The following is a 21446-nucleotide window of genomic DNA, read 5'->3' as shown; positions in this document are numbered from 1 at the left end:
CTTACATAATAACGTATTTAATTTTATCGTTAGTATAGTTTTTTTGCAGTGATTAACCAATCTAATTTAAAAGGTCTTTTCATATTTTTTAATGCATCGGTAATATCGTGATTTACCATTTTGTCATTTCTAATTCCAACACATCTTCCTTGATATCCTTGTAATAATAATTCTACAGAATACTCACCCATTCTAGATGCTAATATTCGATCAAATGCTTTAGGAGCTCCACCTCTTTGTATATGTCCTAAAATTGTTGCTCGAGTTTCTCTTTTAGTTTCATTTTGGATATATTTAGCTAATCTTTCAACGTCACAAATACATTCTGTAATAGCTACTATAGCATGTTTTTTTCCTTTTTTTATTCCAATTTTGATTTCTTTAATTAACTCTTCTTGTATATATTTGATTTCAGGTAAAACTATAAATTCACATCCACCAGCTATAGCTGCAGCTAATGTTAAATCTCCACAATTTCGACCCATCACTTCTACTATAGAAATTCTTTGATGAGAAGATGATGTATCTCTTAACCTGTCAATTGCTTCTACTACTGTTTCTAATGCTGTACAATATCCTATTGTATAATCTGTTCCTGCTACGTCGTTGTCAATAGTTCCTGGTATACTAATGCATGGAATTCCCATTTCTGTTAATTTTTTAGCTCCTATATATGAACCTCCTCCTCCGATTACTACTAAAACATCTATTTTATGTTTTTTTAAATTTTTAATAGCAACTAATCTTATTTGTTTTTTTGAAAAATCAGGAAAACGAGTAGATCCCAGAAAAGTTCCTCCTCTATTAATCATATCAGAAACACTAAACCGATCTAAAGTAGTTATTCTATTTTCATATAGTCCACGATATCCATCATATATTCCAATGACTTCTAAATTTTTTCTTAATGCAGTTCTGACTACACCTCGAATAGCTGCATTCATTCCCGGAGAATCTCCCCCGCTAGTCAGCACACCAATTTTTTTAATCATGTTATTCTCTAAAATATTTTTAAATTTATATGTACATATAATATTTAAATTAGCATAAAAAATTAGAAATATTGTAATATAAGGACATTTATGAAATAAAATTTTAATTAAGATAATAAAATATATCAGTTTACTAAATTAGTTATGTGTATGTTATTTTAAGCAATAATATCTAACAGGTTCAAATCGACAATTAAATTCATATACTATAGGAGCTCCTGTTATAATATTTAAATTCATAATGTCTTCATCACTCATATTGTCTAAATATTTGATTAATGCTCGAAGAGAATTCCCGTGTGCTGTTATAATAATTTTTTTTTTCTTTTTTAGGTTTGGAAGAATAGCTTTTTTCCAAAAGGGAATTACTCTTTTAGAAGTAGCTTTTAAACTTTCTGATAATGGAATATCATTAAAGTGCATGCTAGAATATTTAGGATCTAATGACAACATTTTTCTTTCAGAAACGTCTGTCTCTGGAGGAGAAATATTAAATCCTCTTCTCCATTGTTGTACTTGAGCATCACCATGTTTTTTAATTACATCGTCTTTGTTTAGTCCTTGCAAAGCACCATAATGCCGTTCGTTTAAATGCCAAGATTTTTTTACCGGAATCCATGAACAATTTAAATATTTTATTATGTTCCAAAGAGTGTGAATAGATCGTTTTAAGATAGAAGTATATGCGTAATTAAAATTAAAACCATGTGATTTTAATAACTTAGCACATGTTATTGCTTCAATGACACCTCTTTCCGATAAATCTATATCTTTCCATCCTGTAAATCTGTTTAATTGATTCCATTTACTTTCACCATGACGCATTAAAATCAATTTATGTATTTCCATAATGATATAACCTTATAATCATATTAATAAAGATTTATTTATTAGTAATACTGTGTAATTTAAATCATTTATAACAAAAAATACAATTTATATTGTTATAAATTTTTAAATCTGTATATAAAAGTTGTTTGTATATTAAAGAATTATAGTGTATACATACTACATAGTTAGTTAATTATTTCATAAAAAATATTAATTTTACAAAAAATTCGATAATTTTTGAATACATTATTTTTATATAATTTAAATTATGTTAATGTTTAATGTTATTAAATATTAATTTAATTTTAAATTAATATTTGAAAGTTAAAATCATAAAATTGAAAATATTCGTATATTTATTGTTTAATATATCATTTTTGTGATTTATAAAGATAATTAATCTATGTCAAATATTTATTATTTTTAAAAAAAGTTTTTAATCTATATTTTTTAAAAAGCAATTTTTAAAAAAACTAAAATATTATGAATAACACAAATAAATTTACACTATATTTAAATATTTATATGTTAGTATTTCACACAGTATAGTTTATAATAAAGTTTATATTATATATAGAAATATACAACATAATTTATAAGCTATTTAAAAGATTATTTATTACAATTCCGTTATATACTCAAATATATGTTAATATTTCTACTGTTATTTTAATACCTTCGTACACGATTTAAAATTTCAATTAATATTAGTATTAAATATATTTTGAGTATTTTAAATGCATTAATTTTAAAATTATTAAAATATAGAACATTATAGTAATAGACATATTAAAACATGGGAATTTTGAATGAAATTAAATGATGTTTTTAAAATTATAACTTTTATATTACCAACAGTAATGATGTTTTCGTGTAGTTTTCAAAAAAATAAAATTGCTCCTGATAAAAGTAATAAATCTATGAATTCTTATCAAGATATTAATACAAACGATCAATTAGATACATTGAAGCAAAATAGTGTTGTTTATTTTGATTTAAATAAATTTAGTATTAATGCAAGGTTTTCTAAAATATTAAATGATACTGTTGATTTTTTATATAGTCACCCTGATATAAACGTGATTATTGAAGGTCATACAGATAAGAGAGGTTCGGACAAATACAATATAGAATTAGGAAAACGTCGTGCTAATGCAGTAAAAACGTATTTAGAAAGCAGAGGAATACCTTCTGGAAAGATTTCTATAATATCTTATGGTTCAGGTAGACCAATAGAGAATGGAGATAAAGAAGATTCTTATGTAAAAAATAGACGTGCAGTTATAGTATATTAATAGAGATATTAAACATTGGTGCTAAGATTTATCATAGCACCAAATTTTAATTTTTAAGTTTTATCGCATTATGTTATATACTTAAAATAATACGATTAAAATCTTCTAATAATTCTTTTATTCTTAACAAAAACCCTACTGATTCTTTTCCATCAATTAGACGATGATCATATGTTAAAGCTAAATACATCATAGGAAGCACTTTTATATTTCCATTGACAACTATTGGTCGTTCTTTAATAGTGTGCATTCCTAAAATTCCTGATTGGGGTGGATTGATTATTGGAGTAGAGAATAAAGATCCAAATATTCCTCCATTCGTAATAGTAAAATTTCCTCCATTTAAATCTTCTATAGTTAGTTTAGAGTTTCTTCCCTTTATAGCTAAATTTTGAATATTTTTTTCAATATCTGACATACTCATGGAATCTACGTTTTTTAAAACAGGAGCTACTAATCCTCTTGGAGTAGAAATGGCAATATTAATGTTGAAATATTTGTAATAAATAATTTCATCTTGATCAATTGAAGCGTTAATATTAGGAAAATTCTTCAGTGCTTCTACAACTGCTTTTACACAGAAGGACATTAATCCTAATTTAACATCATATTTTTTTTTAAATAATTCTCCATATCTTTTTCTTATCTTTAAAATAGGTTCCATATTAACTTCATTAAATGTAGTTAATGAAGCTGAATTGTTTTTTGCTTCTAATAATCTTTCAGAAATTTTTTTCCTTAATGCATTCATTTTAATACGTTTAATATTATGATTATAATGTACTTCATTTGGATTTGTTTTATTTTCAAAAGTATGTGTATTATTCTTAATATTATTATTTACATGTTTAATTATATCTTCACGAGTAATACAACTCTTATTTCCAGTATTTTGAACAAAAGGTTTTTGTAAATTATGCTTAGATATTAGTCTTCTCGCTGATGGACTAATTCGCTCTTTATGAGAAGACATTAATTTTCTATCTATCTTAGAACTTTCCTGTTTCGTATATTTCGGAATAGGAGGAACATGAATATCCTTTGATCGAATTAATATTCCTATAACTTGTCCTGCAATAATCTTTTCTCCTTTTTTTGAAATAATATTTTGCAATTTTCCATTAAAAAGAGATGGAATTTCTAAAACTACTTTATCAGTTTCAATATCTACTAAAATATCACCTTCCTTTATACGATCGCCAGGTTTTTTATGCCAAGTTGCGATTGTAGCTTCAGTAACTGATTCAGGAAGGTTAGGAACAAGAATATTAATTGTATTCATTATTGTCTCTTTATTTAATTTATATTTAAAGCATCATAAATTAATTTTTTTTGTTGCTTTTTATGAACATTGAAATATCCAGTAGCTGTGGATGAAGATTCTAAACGCCCAATGTAATTTAAAGAACATGTTTTAGATAGAACTTTTATTAAATGATGTTGAACATATAACCATGCACCTTGATTAAAAGGCTCTTCTTGACACCAAACAACATCATTAACATATGAATATAATTTCAATATTTTTGATAAAACATTATTTGGAAATGGATATAGCTGTTCTATTCTTATAATAACTACATTAGTTTGTTGATTGAAACGTCTTTGTTGTAGAAGATCATAGTATACTTTCCCAGAGCATAAAATTATTCGTTTTATTTTTGAAAAATGTATTTGGTCGTTTTCATCAATCACTTCTTGAAAAGAGTTGTTTGAAAATTCTTGTAAAGATGAAAAAGATGGAGAATAACGTAATAAGAATTTAGGTGTCATAATAATTAAAGGTTTTTTATAAACATTCAAAGCTTGCCTTCTAAATAAATGATATATTTGTGAAGAAGTTGTAGGTATACAAATTTGTATGTTATTTTCAGCAGAAAGTTGTAGATATCTTTCTAATCTAGATGAAGAATGTTCTGGTCCTTGTCCTTCATATCCATGAGGTAATAGCATAATTAAGTTACATGTAATTCCCCATTTTTGTTCACTAGAACAAATAAATTGGTCAATAACAATTTGTGCTCCATTTGAAAAATCTCCGAACTGAGCTTCCCAAATAGTTAATGTATTATTTTGAGCAATAGAATATCCATATTCGAAAGCTAATGCTGCTTCTTCTGATAATACAGAATTCCAAACATAAAAATTTCCCTGATGGGAACCTATATGCTGTAAAGGAACATATATGGAACCGTTATTTTGATCATAAATAGTAACATGTCTATGAGAAAAAGTACCTCTTCCTACATCTTCTCCTGTAAGTCTACAAGAAATACCTTGATTTAATAAAGAAGCATATGCTAACGTCTCTGATGTACCCCAATCTAAATTTTTGTTATTATCAACTATTTGTAGTCTTTCGTTATATATCTTTAAAACTCTATCATGTACAGAAATGTTAGTAGGAATAGTACTAATTTTTTTAATCAAGCTTTTTAAAAATTCTATTGAAATATTTTTATTGTTTTCTGTATAAAGTGTAGGGAAATAGACTTTATGAAAATTAGTATTTCTATTCCATATTGTTTTTTCTTCCATAAATTTTAAATATTGTTTATCTAGTTCTTTTTTGTATTTTTTTATACTAATACTTAAGTAACTTTTATTAACAATATTTTTGCTTATTAACTTTTTATTATAAATATTACATACAGTAGGATGGTGTTTAATTTTAGCATACATTATAGGTTGTGTTATTGATGGATCGTCTACTTCATTATGTCCATGTCGTCTATAACATACAAAATCTACAAATACATCTTTTTTAAAACGATTTTTGTAATCTAGAGCTAAACGTATTGCAAATAAAGTTGATTCTGGATCGTCTGCATTTACATGAAATATAGGGGATGATACTATTTTAGCGATATCAGTACAATATCTACTACTTCTTAAATCTTTTAAATTAGAAGTAGTAAACCCAATTTGATTATTTAATACGATGTGTAAACTACCATCAACTTTATAGCCTTCTACTTGAGACATATTTAATGTTTCTTGTACTACTCCCTGTCCAGAAATAGATGCATCTCCATGTAATATCAAAGATAAGATATTCTTTTTCTTAGTATCATCTTGATATGATCTAACTGAACCTACTACCACAGGATTAATAATCTCTAAATGTGATGGGTTAAATTTTAAATCTATATTGATACATCCATATTTAGTAAATATATCATTTTTATAACCCATATGATATTTTACATCTCCATTAGTAGAATTTTTTGTATTATTTGTATTATCAAATTCATGGAATATATCTTTGACAGGCTTTTTTAAAATATTAGTTAATACATTTAATCTTCCTCTATGAGCCATTCCTAAAATAATTTTATTAATATTGAACTTATAAATATAATTAATTATTTCTAGTAACATAGGTATCAACGATTCTGATCCTTCTAAAGAAAATCTTTTTGTACCTGGAAATTTAACTGCAAAGTATTTTTCTAATATTTCTGCAGAAACTAAGCTTGTTAACAAATTTTTTTTTTCCGTCTTGGTAAAGACATGCTTTCTATAATCTCGTTCTATATAATTTTGTATCCAAATTTTTTCATCTTTACAATCGATATGCATGTATTCATATCCTATATTATTACAATACACTTTATATAAAGCGGAATATAAGTTTTCTAAAGTAGTTGTATTAAAAGAAAATTTGGATAACTGCATTAAAAATTCTTTTTTAATAATATCAACATTGTTCTGTTCCAAAAAGTGATTTAAATCTGGAAAAAATACTTTTTTGTTTAAGCTCAATGGATCCAGGTTTGAAAACTTATGTCCATTTTCACGAAAATAATTTATAATAATACATGCTATATACGAAGTATCGTTTTGAATTTGAAAGATTTTATTGTTATGTGTATGTGATTTTATTTTTAAATTCGAATTATTAAGGAATTCTAAAAAAAAAGAATGCCAAGATCTCTCTATAGAAGTAGGATTATTTAAAAAGTTTTTATACATGTTATCTAAATAATATAAATTAGAATTTGTTAAAAATAAATGTTGGAATTCATTTTTAAATTCATTTTCTTTCATAATTTTCCTTAGTATAAACATTATCTTTTAAAAATAACATTCGATTGTAACATTTGCTTTATATCATAGATAAAATACAATTTATGTATAAAATTATTGTTTCTGTAAAGAATTAAAAACAAATAAATGTTATGTCACACATCTCAATGTAAGATAAAATGCATTAAATTTTATGAAATTGCTTTTAGAAGAACTAAATTGGATTATAAATATCAAAAAAAGTAATATCTAAATTAATTTTGGTCTTTATCCAATTAGTTAAAGCAATTATTCCACCACACTCACTAGCATGATGACCAATTGAAAAAAAATGAAAGTTTTTCTCTTTAGCAACATGTATCGTCTCTTCTGATACTTCACCTGTAAAAAATGCGTCAACTCCAAATTGAGAAACTAAATTTATAAAAGACTGTCCCTTTCCGCTACACCATGCAACTTTATAAATTAATTCTTTTGCATTATTTTGATAATGAAAAGGAATTCTATTAAATTTTCGTGTAATTATTTTAATTATTTCGTTCGCAGTAACTTTCTTTTTCAAAATACCCCACGGAACTAATGGGGCCACATATCCTTTTATTTTAATATTTAATATTTTTGCTATTTGAGCATTATTTCCCAATTCAGGATGATAGTCTAAAGGTAAATGCCAGCAATATAAATTAATATTATTTTCAAGTATAGTTTTTATTCTATTTCTATGTATACCTTTAATAGTTCTTTCACTATTATTCCAAAAATATCCATGATGCACTATTATAGCTTGAGCATTTTTTTGTACAGCAATATTTAATAATTCTTGGCATGCTGTTACTCCAGTTATAATCTTTTTTATTTCTTTAATACCTTCTATTTGTAAACCATTATGAATGTAATCTTTATATGACATAGAATTCAATTTATTATTTATAATTTTTTCTAATATAATATTTTTCATGTTAAACTTTAACTAAATTATGATTTATATCGTGCTAATTTAAAAATTTTTAATGCTATCTTTTTTGAACTTTTAAGATTAATTATTGTATGAGGATAATTGATTTTTTTTTTGTCATTTTTATTCCATAAATCTGGATTATGAATATTAATTAAAGAAGTTTTTTTTAATTCAGGAATATGTTTTTTAATAAATTTTCCTTTTTTATCAAATTCTTTAGATTGTAATATAGGATTAAATACTCGAAAATATGGCATATGATTATATCCTGTTGAGGAAATCCATTGCCATCCGCCGTTATTTAATGCCATGTCACCATCTATTAATTTCGACATGAAATATTTTTCTCCTTCTCTCCAATCTATTAATAAGTTTTTAACTAAGAAACTAGCAGTAATCATTCTTAAACGATTGTGCATCCATCCTATTTTATTTAATTGCCTCATTCCAGAATCTATAATTGGAAATCCTGTTTTTCCTTTTTTCCATGCATTTAAATTTTTTTTATTATTATTCCATTTTATGTTTTTCTCCCAATTACATAACACTTTTTTATAACTTAACATAGGATAAAAATATAGCAAATGCTTAAAAAATTCACGCCAAATTAACTCATGGATCCAACGACAATTTTTAATTAATTGCTCATACTCTGTGTTAGAATAATATCTATGTATGATTAAGAGACAACGAATAGGAGATAATATTCCAGTAGAAAAGTAAACGGAAAGCATACTAGTACTATTTAATGAAAGATAATTACGATTAATGTTATAATACTTTAATTTTTTTTTTAAAAATATTTTAAGTTTTTTAATTGCTTTTAATTCTCCTATTGGAAAAAGTTGTTCATTAAAGTTTTCTAAAGAACATTTAAATAACGGAATGTGAGAACAGAACGTATTTTTAAAAATTTTTTTTCTTTTAAATATAGTTAGAGACTTAAAATTTTTTTTTAATAATGTTATTATACATTTTTCTTGGAAACTACTATATCGTACATACATTGTATTATGTTTATTCTTAATGCTTCCTGGATTTATTAATGTAGAACTATGAAATCCATATGATGATATTTTATGAATTTTTAATTTCTTTTCTATCAAATCATCTCGTTTTTTTTCAAAAAATCCATATTCGTAATTATAATATAAGTTTTCTACTTTTTTTTTTACAAAATTTAACAAGATACTCAATTGAATTAGAAAAAGTAGTAGATTCGTAATAGTATAAAAAAATGTTTAATCGCATTAGTTGTTTTCTAAGAAAAACAAGATTTTTATATATAAAGAATGCTCTTTTCGGAGACATTGTATTTAGTTTCCATTGTTTCGGAACAGAAATGAATAAGCCAAATACTGTATTTTTATTGTGTTTACAAGCATAATATAATGCTAAATTATCACGTATACGTAAATCATTTCGAAACCATACAAGATTGATAGTCATTTTATTTAATTTAAAATATTATTTATATGCTTTAAAATGCAATTTATAAATATATTAATTTTCACGTATTTGTATTTAATAAAATTATAAATAATTAATTGCATAACTGTAATTGTTATATTAGCAAAATAATATTTTTATTACTAATATAAAATAAACTATTTTATAGTATATAAGATTTTATTTTTTTATACATTTTATGTCCTATTTTTTAAATATCTTCAAATGTTTTAATATTGTATGTTTATTTAAAAAATTTTAAAAATGTAAATTTTATACAAAAGAGGATAAAACATAGTGAAAGATATAGGAATTTTTTTCGGAAGTGACACAGGAAATACAGAGAAAATAGCAAAGTATATTCAAAGCGAATTTGGTAAACATATTTCTAACGTTCACGACATTGCTGATTCAAAAAGAGAAGATATAGAAAGATATAGCGTTATTCTTTTAGGAACATCTACTTGGTATTATGGAGAACTTCAATGTGATTGGGATGACTTTTCTTCAATTTTAAAAAAAACAGATTTTTCAAAAAAAACTGTTGCTTTTTTTGGGTGTGGAGATCAAGAAGACTACTCTGAGTATTTTTGTGATGGAATTGGAATATTATTTAATATGATAAAAACGTCACACATACACTTTGTTGGAAAATGGCCTATTCAGGGTTATTGCTTCGAAAATTCTAAAGCATTATATGATAATCAGCAATTTTTAGGATTAATAATTGATGAGGATAGACAACCAGAAAAAAGTAAGAAAAGAGTAAATACATGGGTTCAACAATTAAAACGAGAGCTTCAAAACAAAAAAATATTATATTAATTTTTTAATTTATACATGATATATTAATGTATTAAAACTTATAAAAATCATTTAGAGATATTTAAAATTTTGTAAATTTCATATGACATTATAAAAAATATAATGTCAATATGAAATTTATATAAACTAAATGAAGTCCTATAAAATTACTGACATATTAATTCTACTAAATCAAGAACTTTGCTAGAATACCCGGTTTCGTTGTCATACCAAGCTATTAATTTTGAAAAATTTTTATTTAAAGATAATCCTGCTGTAGCATCAAAAATAGAAGTGAGTTCGCTTCCATTAAAATCTGTTGAAACTACTTTATCTTCTGTATAACCAATTATGTTTTTCATATTACTAATAGAAGCGTGTTGTATTTCTTGACAAATCTCTAGATATGTAGCAGATTTCTTTTGACGAATAGTTAAATCTACTACAGAAACATTAGCTGTAGGAATTCTAAAAGCTATTCCCGTTAATTTTCCATCAAGTTCAGGTAAAATTTTACCTACAGCTTGAGCTGCTCCCGTAGTAGATGGAATGATATTTTGAAGTGCGCTTCTACCTCCTCTCCAATCTTTGTATGAAGCACTATCAACAGTTTTTTGAGTGGCTGTGGTAGCATGCACTGTAGTCATTAAACCTTCTATAATACCAAACTTATCATTGATAATTTTTGCTATAGGAGCTAGACAATTAGTAGTACAAGATGCATTAGAAACTATTTTTTGACCAGAATACTTACAAAAATTAGCTCCTCTAACAAACATAGGAGTGTCATCTTGAGATGGTCCTGTAATTACTACTTTTTTAGCCCCAGATTGTAAATGTTTATAAGCATCTTTAGAAGTTAAAAAAGTTCCAGTGGATTCTACTACAACATCAATATTTAAATCTCCCCATAATAAATTATTAGGATTTTTTTCATTAGTTATATGAATATATTTGTCATTCACAATAAGAACATTGTTTTTTACTTGTATTGTTCCACAAAAATGTCCATGTATAGAATCATATTTCAACATATATTCCATGTATTTTGCGTCAATAAAATCATTTATAGCCAATATTTCAATATTAGGTCGCGATTGAGCTAGTCTAAATACCATTCTTCCTATTCTTCCAAATCCATTTATACCTACTTTAATAGTCATTTTTTTGCCAATTATTGTTATAGAATTAAGAACTTTAAAATCATTTAAGACAATTCTAATTTTATTTTCATCCAATAAAATTTAAGTTTTTAAATAATTTTAAAGTAAAATACTTTTATTTTTTTTAAAATAATTTATGATAATGCATGTTTACGTAAACAGATGTAAATTATTAAAAAAAATTATATATTAAAAAATATTTTTAATTTCTCGTTCAAAAATATTATTCCGAAAACGTTGATGAATTTTTCGTTTATGTTTTTTATAACGTACATTTTTTAATCTTCTATTAACTACCTGCATTATTTACCTTAATAATTTTTTAAACTGTAAAAGTATTTTAAAAAACGTTTTTATTTAATTATATTTTAATATTTTTTAAAATTTTTGCAGGTTTGATTTTACTAACATAGTAAGCTGGAAAATAACTAGTCACAAATCCTATACAAAATAGTATAAAAAATATTGAAATAACATCTAAATAAGAAATTGAGATAGGAATAAAATCAATATAATATACAGTACTAGATAATATCTTATGACCTAAAAAAATTTCGATGTAATATATAAAATATTTAAAATTTAATAATAACATTATATTTATTAGTAGAGAAAAACATCCAGTTTTTAATATAGATTTAATACCATGTATTAAAAGTGAAATTATAATTAAGTTATTACTTATTCCTAAAGTTTTAAGTATAGCAATATTATTTATTTTTTTTGATATTTCTATAAAATTAATCGATGATATACTAAAACATGAAATAATAATAATTAACGTCATTGTTAAATAAACTATGATTTTTACTAGTTTAAGATCGCTATATATATAATTATATTCAGTTATCCAATTTTTAATTATAAAGTTATTCGGTAAATTTTTCTGAATTTTTTGAAATACTTCAGTTCCATTAAATGGATTTTTTATAAATATTTCTAATCCTGAAATAATAGATTGCATATTAAGATATTTTTGTAATTTTGAAATAGAAACTAATGCTAACGTATTATCTATATTTTTATTTATTTTAAAAATGTTTATTACTTTAAAAGTAACATATTTAAATTTTAAAACTGAAGGATTATAATTATTGCAAATAATAATATTTATCCAATCTCCTTTTTTTATAGATAAAGATTTCGAAATATTTTCTCCAAGAATTATTTGATTTTCATTTTTTTTCATTTTTTTCAAAACGTTTATATTTATAAATTTTTGTAATTTTTTAGATTCAAAAGTGTCATTAAAATCTAATCCTCTTAATTGAATGCCTTTTATTCCATTTACATGATCAATAAACGCTGTAGTACTTACATATGATGTTACAGATATAACATCAGTATATAAGTTTAATAAATTTTTTATTTTAATCCAATCTTTAAATGGTTGATTTATAGATAAAATTTCACCATGTGGTAATACTGACAAAATTCTATTGTTTAATTCAAATTGGAATCCATTTAAAGCACTAAAACTAATAATTAATACACATGTTCCTAAAAATATACCAACTTTAGAAATCATTGTTACTACAGAAATAATACTATTTTTTTTGCATTGACTATTAAGCTTTTGAGATATTAAAAAAGACAAATAAATCACCTTGTAACTTCCTTTTAAGTATTTATTTTATATAGTTGTCCAAATTTTAATTCCATTTTTAGTGGTATATTTCTAAATAAGTAAGTATCGTGTGTAACTATTAAAAAAGTAATTTGATATTTATAATTAAATTTAAACAATAAATCTAAAACATACTTAGAATTTTTTTTATCCAAATTTCCAGTTAATTCATCAGCTATAATTAAGCTAGGTTTTGTAACTAATGCTCTAGCAATAGCTACTCTTTGACGTTCTCCTCCTGATAGTTCTGAAGGCAAATGCTTAATTTTTTTTTCTATTTTTAAATTTTTTAAAATATTATTAGCTTTTTCAAAGGCTTCTAATTTACTTTTTTTTTGAATTAACAATGGTAAAGCTACATTTTCAATAACATTGAAGTCTGATAATAAATGATAAAATTGATAAATAAAACCTAAATGAAAATTTCTTAAAATACATTGCGCTGTATTAGAAATTTTATGTATATCCTGTCCTAAAAAAAAATTTTTCCTGAATCAGGTAAATCTAGCCCTCCTATAATATGTAAAAGAGTACTTTTTCCTGATCCAGAAGCACCAGTGATAGACATCATGTCACCTTTTTTTAATCTTAGAGAAATATTTTTAAGTATATTATTTTTTTTTGTCATATCAAAATAAGTCTTACATATAGAGTTACATTTTAACAAATACATATCATTCATAAGATAACCTTTTCGACGGGCATAATTGAGTGGCTTTCCAAGCAGGATAAATAATGGATAATAAAACACACAATATAAATATACAGTTTACAAACACAATTTGTATAAAAACGACAGAATAAGGTAAGAAAAAATTTGAATAAAAAAGTTTTATAATAGATACTATACCAATAGTATTGTTCATGGTAAATATACTTAAGAACATACCTAATAATATACTTAATATTCCACTTAATAACCCTTGGAAAACAAAAATTAACATGATACTCCACTTAGATATACCCAATGTTTTAAAAATAGCAATATCTTTTTCTTTTTCTATAATGAATAAACTAATAGATACCATTAAACTAATAATAGAAACTAAGACAATCAAACTAAACAACAGTGTCATCATATATTTTTCTACTTTTGCAGCTTTTAATAATTCTTTTTGACTGTCTTTCCAACTGTTTACTTGAAAATTAAGTGCATAAAAATCTTTCAAACAACTTTCAATGTTTAATGGATCGTATAACCAAATACGAAATCCTTTAATATAATTTCTAGAATAATATAAAAAATTAGACAAATCTTCTTTATCAACTAATATTTGATAATTATCAATATTATTATTGGTAGAAAAAGTATCAGTTAATAAAAATAAATGTTTATTTGGAATAATTTTAAGTTTCGGAAACTTTATGAAATTCATGGTAATTAATTCAAATGTATCACCAACTTTGATGCCTAACTGATTTGCTAATTCCCTTCCCATAATTGAGTTATAATGGCCTGGTTTTAAGTAATTAAAACTATTTTGATTTGTTAAATAAGATTTAAATTCATTTTTTTTGATATATTCAGATGACACTGAACCTATAGATATTGCAAAATTACTTTTAATAATCACATCACTGATAATTGTTTCAGAGATATCTTCTATATATTTTGAAAGAATATTATTTTTTTTTATATCCACTATTTTTATATTACCATTGGTATTGTTAATGAAAATATGAGGTATAAACTTTAAAATATTGTTTTTTAGTTCATTTTCAAATCCATTCATGATAGATAAAACAGTGATTACGGAAGATATTCCACACGACATAATAATAATAGATAATATACTTGTAAATTTATTAAAAAAATTTTTAGATAAACTAAAAAAATAACGTGAACTTATAAAAAAAGAAATAAATAAATTCATATGCATACATCTATTAGAATTTTTTACCAAACGATAAATGTTGTTAAAATTGTTTACAAATGAAAATATAACAAATTTAAAAAAATTATCAAAAATATTTTGTATAAAATTTTTATTTCAATATTGATGACTAATGATATGTTTTACTTTTATAAAAATACACATCTAACCACGTTATTTACATATTTTAAATCAAAAAAAGTATGTTACACTAATTATTTAGCATTGAAATATCGTTTTAAGTACAATTTAATTTTTAATATCTTTTAAAATTAAAATAAATGACGCTGTAAATTAATTTAAAATTATTTAAAATATTATAATTTAACATATATATTAAACCATAGAAGTAACATATCATAAAATTTACACATATTTTAATCTGATTATGTTTAATAGAAATATCTTATTTATATTAAAATAATGGTTATTATCAATGCTCTTGAATTAAAACATAACTCTTATTCAAAAATCTTAAAATTTGTATTTAAAACATAATAAAACGAAATAATTTAATTGAAAATAATATAATTATATTTGATTTATACCTATTAAGGTATTAAATAAAATTCTTATACAAATATATTACATTTTTAATTTTATTACCTAAAATTATTCTAATTATGACAACAAATTGAAATATATCGTTAATAAGAATTAATATTCTAGTGCTATTTTCACAAAACCTTTGTTATACATATAAACTATTATAAATTGAATACAATATCTAATTCTCTTAATAGTATTTTAAAACTCTATTCACTAAATATTATAAATAAAATATATTATATGTTATTTATTTAAAAAAAGATTTAATGAATCATGTTTTAAATTAAAATTTTTTGAGCACGCTTTATATACTTTATAAAACTCTGGATGATTGTTGTAGAACTAAAATATATAAGTACTATTTAAATATGTAATTGTTTGTTCAAAATAACTCTATTCAACGCATGTTTATTTTAAAATATTTATTATTTTAAATAATTGTTTTCATAATTTTTTATTTATGTTAAATACTATATATATTTATATTTAAAATATTTAGAACATTTTAAAAAAGTTTCATTCATTTTGTATAAAACATTAATATTTCTTATGTTAATAATTTTAAAATTTGTAAAAACAATATATTTTATAATTTTACATTGGGAGTAAGTAAACAAATGAACCAAATAGTTTATATTTCTAGTGCAAATAGTCATCAAATTGAAGTGTGGAGTTTAAATAATGATTTATCTTTAAACTTAATTCAAATTGTAAAATTAGATAGTGAACCTCAATCTATTGTTATTTTAAATAATAAAAAATGTTTGTACGTAGGGGTACGTCCTAAATTTTATATTTATTCATATAAAATTGAAATAGATGGGACTCTAACTTATGTCACGAAAACTAGTATGACACATAATATAAATCATCTTGAACTTGATAAAAACGAGCGGTATGTATTTTCTAGTTCTTATCATTTTAACTGTATCAGTGTTTCTCCTATAGATTCTTTAGGAATTCCTGGGTCTTCAACACAAACTATACGTGAAATAAAAGGATGCCATGCATCATTGATGCATAACAATAACACCAACTTATTTATATCATCTCTTAAAGAAGATCGAATTTATTTATATAATTTTACCGAAGAAGGAATATTATTAAAACATAAATACACATTTTTACAATTAAAAAATAATTCTGGACCCAGACATATTCTTTTTCAAAAAAATCTTAATCGTTTATTTAGTATTAATGAATTAAGTGGAACTATAAGTGTTTCGAATGTTGACGAATCATTGAATACAATAATTTTATTAAAAAACATAAGTATTATACCTAAAAGTTATAATGCACTTCATGCATGGTCTTCAGATATTCATATTTCTCCATGTAAAAAATATTTATATGCGTCTGATAGAAATAATAATAATATTATAATTTTACAAAATAGCATAAATATTAATGATTTAAAAGTCATAAAATATATACCTACAGAAACCCAACCTAGATCTTTTGCAATAGGAATAGATGGAACATGTTTGATTGTTGTTGGAGAACAATCAAATAAAATGAGTATTTATCGTGTTGATAATGAAACTGGACTTTTAGAATTCAAAAATAGATATCCTACTGGAGAAAGACCTGTATGGATTTCTATCTACGCAATATGACTTATTTAAAAGTATAAAATTTTCTACACAACATTAAAAATGTTATTTATTTAAAAATTTTAATATTTTATTATCATTACAAGGACATTTATGATGTTTAATAAAGATAGGTGATAAAATACTAATTCCTCTTAATACAGTTTTTCTAAAATTATAAGAATTTTTTAATATTAAATATATTTCAAAATAGCTTTATGATTGTAAGATTTTAGATGACAAAACTTTAACATAAATATTTCCGAACATCTTATTTAATTATTCGAAAATTATTTTATTTGTAATTTTTAACGTTAGATTATTATATTTATTATTATTCAAATAATAATAAATTTTAGTTCGATATAAAATATAATTTAAATTTTTTAATTCCATTATAATGAATTTTTGACATTCTATGAAATGTTTATATAATAATATTATATAATTAGTTAATATGACATAACATAGTTAATTTGTTAAAGTTTTAAAGAACAATTTATTTAAAAAATAATTGTATATATGAATAAAATTAGATTTTTAAACTATAGTAACTTATTAAGTAGTTTATAAATCATCATTCAACTTAAAAATTTTTTATTATATTAAGTCACTAAGTAAAAATAATTATTTAAATTAATAAAGATTTTAAATATATTATTTATTAAATTTATCCAAAAAATGCATTTAAAAAAATTCAGTTATAGTCATAGACTTATATTTAAATAAAAAATAATTTTTGGAATACAAATGAGAAAACAATGGAATTTTAAAAAGGTAAAATTATTATTTGATTTACCACTATTTGATGTTTTATTTTCAGCACAGACTATTCACAGGAAGAATTTTGAACCTAATACAATTCAAATAAGTACCCTGTTATCAATAAAAACGGGTTTATGTCCAGAAGATTGTAAATATTGTCCTCAAAGTTCTAAATATAAAACAAATATAAAGATAGAAAAATTACTCAAAATAGACAAAATATTAAAATTCGCAAAGCAAGCAAAAGAAATGGGATCAGAACGATTTTGCATGGGAGCAGCTTGGAAAAATCCTAAAGATAGAGATATACCGTATTTAGAAGAAATTATTAAAAAAGTAAAAAAAATGGGGATGGAAACATGCATGACTTTAGGGACAATAAATAAAAACCAAGCAAAAAAATTAGCTGAAGCAGGATTAGATTTCTACAACCATAATTTAGACACTTCAGAAAGTTTTTATAAAAATGTTGTAACAACTCGAAGTTATCAAGAGAGATTAAATACTTTGAGAATAGTGAGAAATTCTGGTATGAAAGTATGTTCAGGAGGAATATTAGGATTAGGAGAAAAAATAGAAGATCGAATAAATTTTTTAATACAATTATCTAAGTTATCAAAAGTTCCAGAAAGTATACCTATAAATATGTTAGTAAGAGTAAAAGGAACACCTATGGAAAACAATAAAGATGTGGACATATTTGATTTTATAAGAGTTATTGCAATAACTCGTATAATGATGCCTAAGTCTTACATACGTTTATCAGCTGGTCGAGAAAATATGAATGAACAAACTCAAGCATTATGTTTTATGGCTGGTGCCAATTCTATATTTTGTGGATGCAAACTTCTTACTACTGCTAATCCTGTTCAAGATAGTGATTTTCGTCTTTTTAAAAAATTAGGATTAAATTTAAAAAACAATCATATTTATTCAAAGGATATAAAAAATTTAAATAAAATTTTAGAACAAAAACATATTATAACTAATAAATATTGGTATGAAGCAAAACCATAAGAACATAAAATGTATAATATTTTAAAAAATTTATTAAAATTTTTATATTCCTAAGAAATCAATGTATAAAGTTGTATAACAGTTATTTTTCGAATACTGTTTTATTATTTTTACTAAGACAATATTCAACTTACATTCTACATAACTTTCATTTCTTGACGGTTTCAAAATTATATAATATATTCACATCTTCAAAACAACTATTTTAAAAATAAGATATTGATCATTTTTATAAAAAGTTTAAAATTTAATAAATTTATATATTCAATAAATTAATTATGATCAAGAATTATTTAAAATCTTTTAAATGTATTGTTTTTAATAAGATCTTATTTTGAAATGTTAATTTTATATTTAATGTATATGAATTAAAAATTTTATAATAATTAAAGTTATAATGTTCTAAAACATAACTTTAAAATTAAATACTATTTAAGATACAAACTAATACTTTAGATTTTAAAATGATAATTTTATAGATAGTTTTTATAAAACATTTATTTATTAAAACTTATTTTAGAATTAATAATTAAAATGCAAAATTTGTATTTTTTAAACTAATTCTTTAAAACATATGAATAAATTGAAATTTTAATATAACAATGTAGTAAAATATTATAAATTTATAATTTTAAATTTCTAAAATAAAATATAAATGTGATTGCGTTATAACGTTCAACATTATTAAGTTATTTTATTAAAAAGTAAATTAGTTCTTTTAAATTTATTTGTACATTTATATTGAAAATTAAAATTTATGCTATAAACATGTAAAATATATTAGTATTGAGTTTATATCTTTTATAAATTTAACTTTTTTAATGAAAATAAAAAATTGTTTCTTTTAATTATTTGAAAATCATCATAAGTTGAGTGAAATCATTAAAAATCGAATATTATTTCAAATTAAAAGATATACAATAAATATCTTATTAATTAAATTAACTTTAAATAAAATTTAAACACTAAGGTACTTTTAAAATTAAATTATGAATTTCATTTTTTTTAATATCAAATTTAAGTACAAAAACATTTTATTTCAAAAATTTTAAAACTAAGTTTTAAGATCTATTAAATGTTTTATTATTAGAGTATCTCTATATTTTAAAAGCAGTATAATCTATTGTAAATAATAATAAATTTAGAAAAAAATTTATTGTATCTTTATGTACCCTAATATATTTGTTTATATTATAAAATACAGGTAAATATAATTTTAATCTCTACAAGATTCATAAACAGGAAATTTTATACACAATTTTAATACTTTTTCTTTTATTTTTAGAATGTTTTTAGTGTTTCGAATATTATCTAATATATCACATATCCAATGAGCAATTTTATATACTTCCTGTTCTTTGAAGCCTCGTCGAGTAATAGCAGGAGTACCTAATCTTATACCTGAAGTGATAAATGGACCTCTAAGATCATTAGGAATGCTATTTTTATTTACAACAATATTAGCCTTACTAAGTACTGTCTCAGCTTCTTTTCCTGTTAAATTTTTATCAGATAAATCTAATAACAACAAATGATTGAATGTTGTTTTCGAAACAATATTGTACTGTCTATTTAAAAAAATATTTGCCATGACTTGAGCATTTTTTATTACTTGCATTTGATATTTTCTAAAATTAGAATGCATAGCTTCTTTAAACGCAATTGCTTTAGCTGCAATGACATGCATTAATGGTCCACCTTGACAACATGGAAAGACCGAAGAATCTAATTTTTTATACAAAGAAGAACTTTCACTATTTCTAGATAATATTAATCCCCCCCTTGGACCAGATAAAGTTTTATGAGTAGTAGCAGTTACAACATGCGCATATTTCAATGGATCTGGATATAAATTAGTAGCTACTAAGCCAGCTATATGCGCCATATCAACAAATAAATATGCATGTACTGTATCTGCAATTTCTCTCATTCTTTTCCAATCGCATATTCCAGAATATGAAGAAAATCCTCCAACAATCATTTTAGGCTTATGTATATCAGTTAATTTTTCCATTTGTTCATAATTAATATTACCGTTCTCATCTAATCCATAAAAAGTAGATTTATATAATTTTCCTGAAAAATTCACTAAAGAACCATGTGTTAAATGACCTCCATGAGAGAGATCCATTCCTAATATGGAATCACCTGGATTTAGTAATGCATTATATACAGCAAAATTAGCTTGTGATCCAGAATGAGGTTGAACATTAGCATAATCTGCATTAAACAACATTTTTGCACGTTCAATTGCTAATTTTTCTATCATATCTACATAGTCACAACCTCCATAATATCTTTTTCCAGGATATCCTTCTGCATATTTATTGGTTAATATAGAACCTTGTGCTTCCATAACGCACACACTAGTATAATTTTCTGAAGCAATTAATTCAATATGCGTTTCTTGTCTTTTTTCTTCTTTTTTTATAATTTTCCATATATTTAAATCAAACTTTTTAATATTACTTTGAGTATCAATCATAAAGCTTTTGTCCTAA

Annotated in this window: 14 protein-coding genes and 2 pseudogenes; 4 read left to right on the top strand and 12 right to left on the bottom strand. The window is 23.1% G+C overall.

Annotated elements, in window-relative coordinates; translation table 11 throughout:
• Window positions 1–29: 29 nt before the first annotated feature.
• The gene (gene pfkA / locus U0T63_01420) at window positions 30–992 is read right to left on the bottom strand and encodes a 6-phosphofructokinase (GenBank protein ID XBC39012.1); all 963 of its coding nucleotides are present in this window, start codon (window positions 990–992) and stop codon (window positions 30–32) included.
• Between the two features lie 153 nt (window positions 993–1145).
• Window positions 1146–1841 (bottom strand): 2,3-diphosphoglycerate-dependent phosphoglycerate mutase, encoded by a 696-nt coding sequence (gene gpmA / locus U0T63_01415; GenBank protein ID XBC39011.1) that lies wholly within the window; start codon window positions 1839–1841, stop codon window positions 1146–1148.
• A gap of 791 nt (window positions 1842–2632) precedes the next feature.
• Between gpmA and U0T63_01410 the strand changes: the two genes are divergently transcribed.
• A complete protein-coding gene (locus tag U0T63_01410) occupies window positions 2633–3118 on the top strand; it encodes an OmpA family protein (GenBank protein XBC39010.1) in 486 nt (161 codons plus the stop codon).
• Window positions 3119–3191: 73 nt separating this feature from the next.
• On the opposite strand, the gene sucB is transcribed toward U0T63_01410, so the two are convergent.
• From sucB to U0T63_01385, 5 genes and pseudogenes are all read right to left on the bottom strand, one after another.
• Window positions 3192–4400 (bottom strand): dihydrolipoyllysine-residue succinyltransferase, encoded by a 1209-nt coding sequence (sucB, locus tag U0T63_01405; protein XBC39009.1) that lies wholly within the window; start codon window positions 4398–4400, stop codon window positions 3192–3194.
• A 14-nt stretch (window positions 4401–4414) separates the two neighbouring features.
• On the bottom strand, window positions 4415–7168 hold the full coding sequence (locus U0T63_01400) for a 2-oxoglutarate dehydrogenase E1 component (protein XBC39008.1): 2754 nt from the start codon (window positions 7166–7168) through the stop codon (window positions 4415–4417).
• A 193-nt stretch (window positions 7169–7361) separates the two neighbouring features.
• Entirely contained in the window at window positions 7362–8105 is a 744-nt protein-coding gene (locus U0T63_01395; GenBank protein ID XBC39007.1) for a Nif3-like dinuclear metal center hexameric protein, read from the bottom strand.
• A gap of 17 nt (window positions 8106–8122) precedes the next feature.
• Window positions 8123–8671: an FAD-binding domain-containing protein gene (locus U0T63_01390; protein ID XBC39489.1), complete on the bottom strand. Its 549-nt coding sequence runs from the start codon at window positions 8669–8671 to the stop codon at window positions 8123–8125.
• Window positions 8672–9133: 462 nt separating this feature from the next.
• A pseudogene (locus tag U0T63_01385) lies at window positions 9134–9554 on the bottom strand (deoxyribodipyrimidine photo-lyase).
• Window positions 9555–9851: 297 nt separating this feature from the next.
• Here U0T63_01385 and fldA point away from each other — a divergent pair.
• Window positions 9852–10379: a flavodoxin FldA gene (fldA, locus tag U0T63_01380; GenBank protein XBC39006.1), complete on the top strand. Its 528-nt coding sequence runs from the start codon at window positions 9852–9854 to the stop codon at window positions 10377–10379.
• Window positions 10380–10525: 146 nt separating this feature from the next.
• Here the strand turns inward: fldA and gap are convergent, their stop codons facing one another.
• The 4 genes and pseudogenes from gap to U0T63_01360 all read right to left on the bottom strand — a co-directional run bounded on the left by gap (window position 10526) and on the right by U0T63_01360 (window position 15022).
• Entirely contained in the window at window positions 10526–11521 is a 996-nt protein-coding gene (gene gap / locus U0T63_01375; protein ID XBC39488.1) for a type I glyceraldehyde-3-phosphate dehydrogenase, read from the bottom strand.
• A gap of 361 nt (window positions 11522–11882) precedes the next feature.
• Window positions 11883–13127: an FtsX-like permease family protein gene (locus tag U0T63_01370; GenBank protein ID XBC39005.1), complete on the bottom strand. Its 1245-nt coding sequence runs from the start codon at window positions 13125–13127 to the stop codon at window positions 11883–11885.
• 14 nt (window positions 13128–13141) lie between these two features.
• A pseudogene (locus U0T63_01365) lies at window positions 13142–13830 on the bottom strand (ABC transporter ATP-binding protein).
• Window positions 13823–15022 carry an FtsX-like permease family protein gene (locus U0T63_01360; GenBank protein XBC39004.1) on the bottom strand — a complete coding sequence of 400 codons (1200 nt, stop codon included), beginning with the start codon at window positions 15020–15022 and terminating at the stop codon, window positions 13823–13825. The pseudogene U0T63_01365 and the gene U0T63_01360 overlap by 8 nt, the downstream one beginning before the upstream one ends.
• A gap of 1166 nt (window positions 15023–16188) precedes the next feature.
• On the opposite strand from U0T63_01360, the gene U0T63_01355 reads away from it, so the two are divergent.
• Window positions 16189–17187 carry a beta-propeller fold lactonase family protein gene (locus U0T63_01355; protein XBC39003.1) on the top strand — a complete coding sequence of 333 codons (999 nt, stop codon included), beginning with the start codon at window positions 16189–16191 and terminating at the stop codon, window positions 17185–17187.
• A 726-nt stretch (window positions 17188–17913) separates the two neighbouring features.
• Window positions 17914–18945 carry a biotin synthase BioB gene (bioB, locus tag U0T63_01350; protein XBC39002.1) on the top strand — a complete coding sequence of 344 codons (1032 nt, stop codon included), beginning with the start codon at window positions 17914–17916 and terminating at the stop codon, window positions 18943–18945.
• Window positions 18946–20161: 1216 nt separating this feature from the next.
• Here bioB and glyA read toward each other — a convergent pair.
• Window positions 20162–21430 (bottom strand): serine hydroxymethyltransferase, encoded by a 1269-nt coding sequence (gene glyA / locus U0T63_01345; GenBank protein XBC39478.1) that lies wholly within the window; start codon window positions 21428–21430, stop codon window positions 20162–20164.
• Window positions 21431–21446 lie beyond the last annotated feature (16 nt).

Source organism: Buchnera aphidicola (Nurudea shiraii) (assembly GCA_039829955.1).
Classification (GTDB): Bacteria; Pseudomonadota; Gammaproteobacteria; order Enterobacterales; family Enterobacteriaceae; genus Buchnera_B; species Buchnera_B aphidicola_AY.
This window is presented reverse-complemented; position numbering and strand designations above follow the sequence as displayed.

Excerpts from the sequence above, each read along its gene's own strand:
- U0T63_01395 (XBC39007.1), bottom strand. The coding sequence starts at position 8,105 with ATGAAAAATATTATATTAGAAAAAATTATAAATAATAAATTGAATTCT.
- U0T63_01400 (XBC39008.1), bottom strand. The coding sequence starts at position 7,168 with ATGAAAGAAAATGAATTTAAAAATGAATTCCAACATTTATTTTTAACA.
- U0T63_01355 (XBC39003.1), top strand. The coding sequence starts at position 16,189 with ATGAACCAAATAGTTTATATTTCTAGTGCAAATAGTCATCAAATTGAA.
- gap (XBC39488.1), bottom strand. The coding sequence starts at position 11,521 with ATGACTATTAAAGTAGGTATAAATGGATTTGGAAGAATAGGAAGAATG.
- gpmA (XBC39011.1), bottom strand. The coding sequence starts at position 1,841 with ATGGAAATACATAAATTGATTTTAATGCGTCATGGTGAAAGTAAATGG.
- U0T63_01390 (XBC39489.1), bottom strand. The coding sequence starts at position 8,671 with ATGTTAAGTTATAAAAAAGTGTTATGTAATTGGGAGAAAAACATAAAA.
- pfkA (XBC39012.1), bottom strand. The coding sequence starts at position 992 with ATGATTAAAAAAATTGGTGTGCTGACTAGCGGGGGAGATTCTCCGGGA.
- sucB (XBC39009.1), bottom strand. The coding sequence starts at position 4,400 with ATGAATACAATTAATATTCTTGTTCCTAACCTTCCTGAATCAGTTACT.
- bioB (XBC39002.1), top strand. The coding sequence starts at position 17,914 with ATGAGAAAACAATGGAATTTTAAAAAGGTAAAATTATTATTTGATTTA.
- glyA (XBC39478.1), bottom strand. The coding sequence starts at position 21,430 with ATGATTGATACTCAAAGTAATATTAAAAAGTTTGATTTAAATATATGG.
- U0T63_01410 (XBC39010.1), top strand. The coding sequence starts at position 2,633 with ATGAAATTAAATGATGTTTTTAAAATTATAACTTTTATATTACCAACA.
- U0T63_01360 (XBC39004.1), bottom strand. The coding sequence starts at position 15,022 with ATGAATTTATTTATTTCTTTTTTTATAAGTTCACGTTATTTTTTTAGT.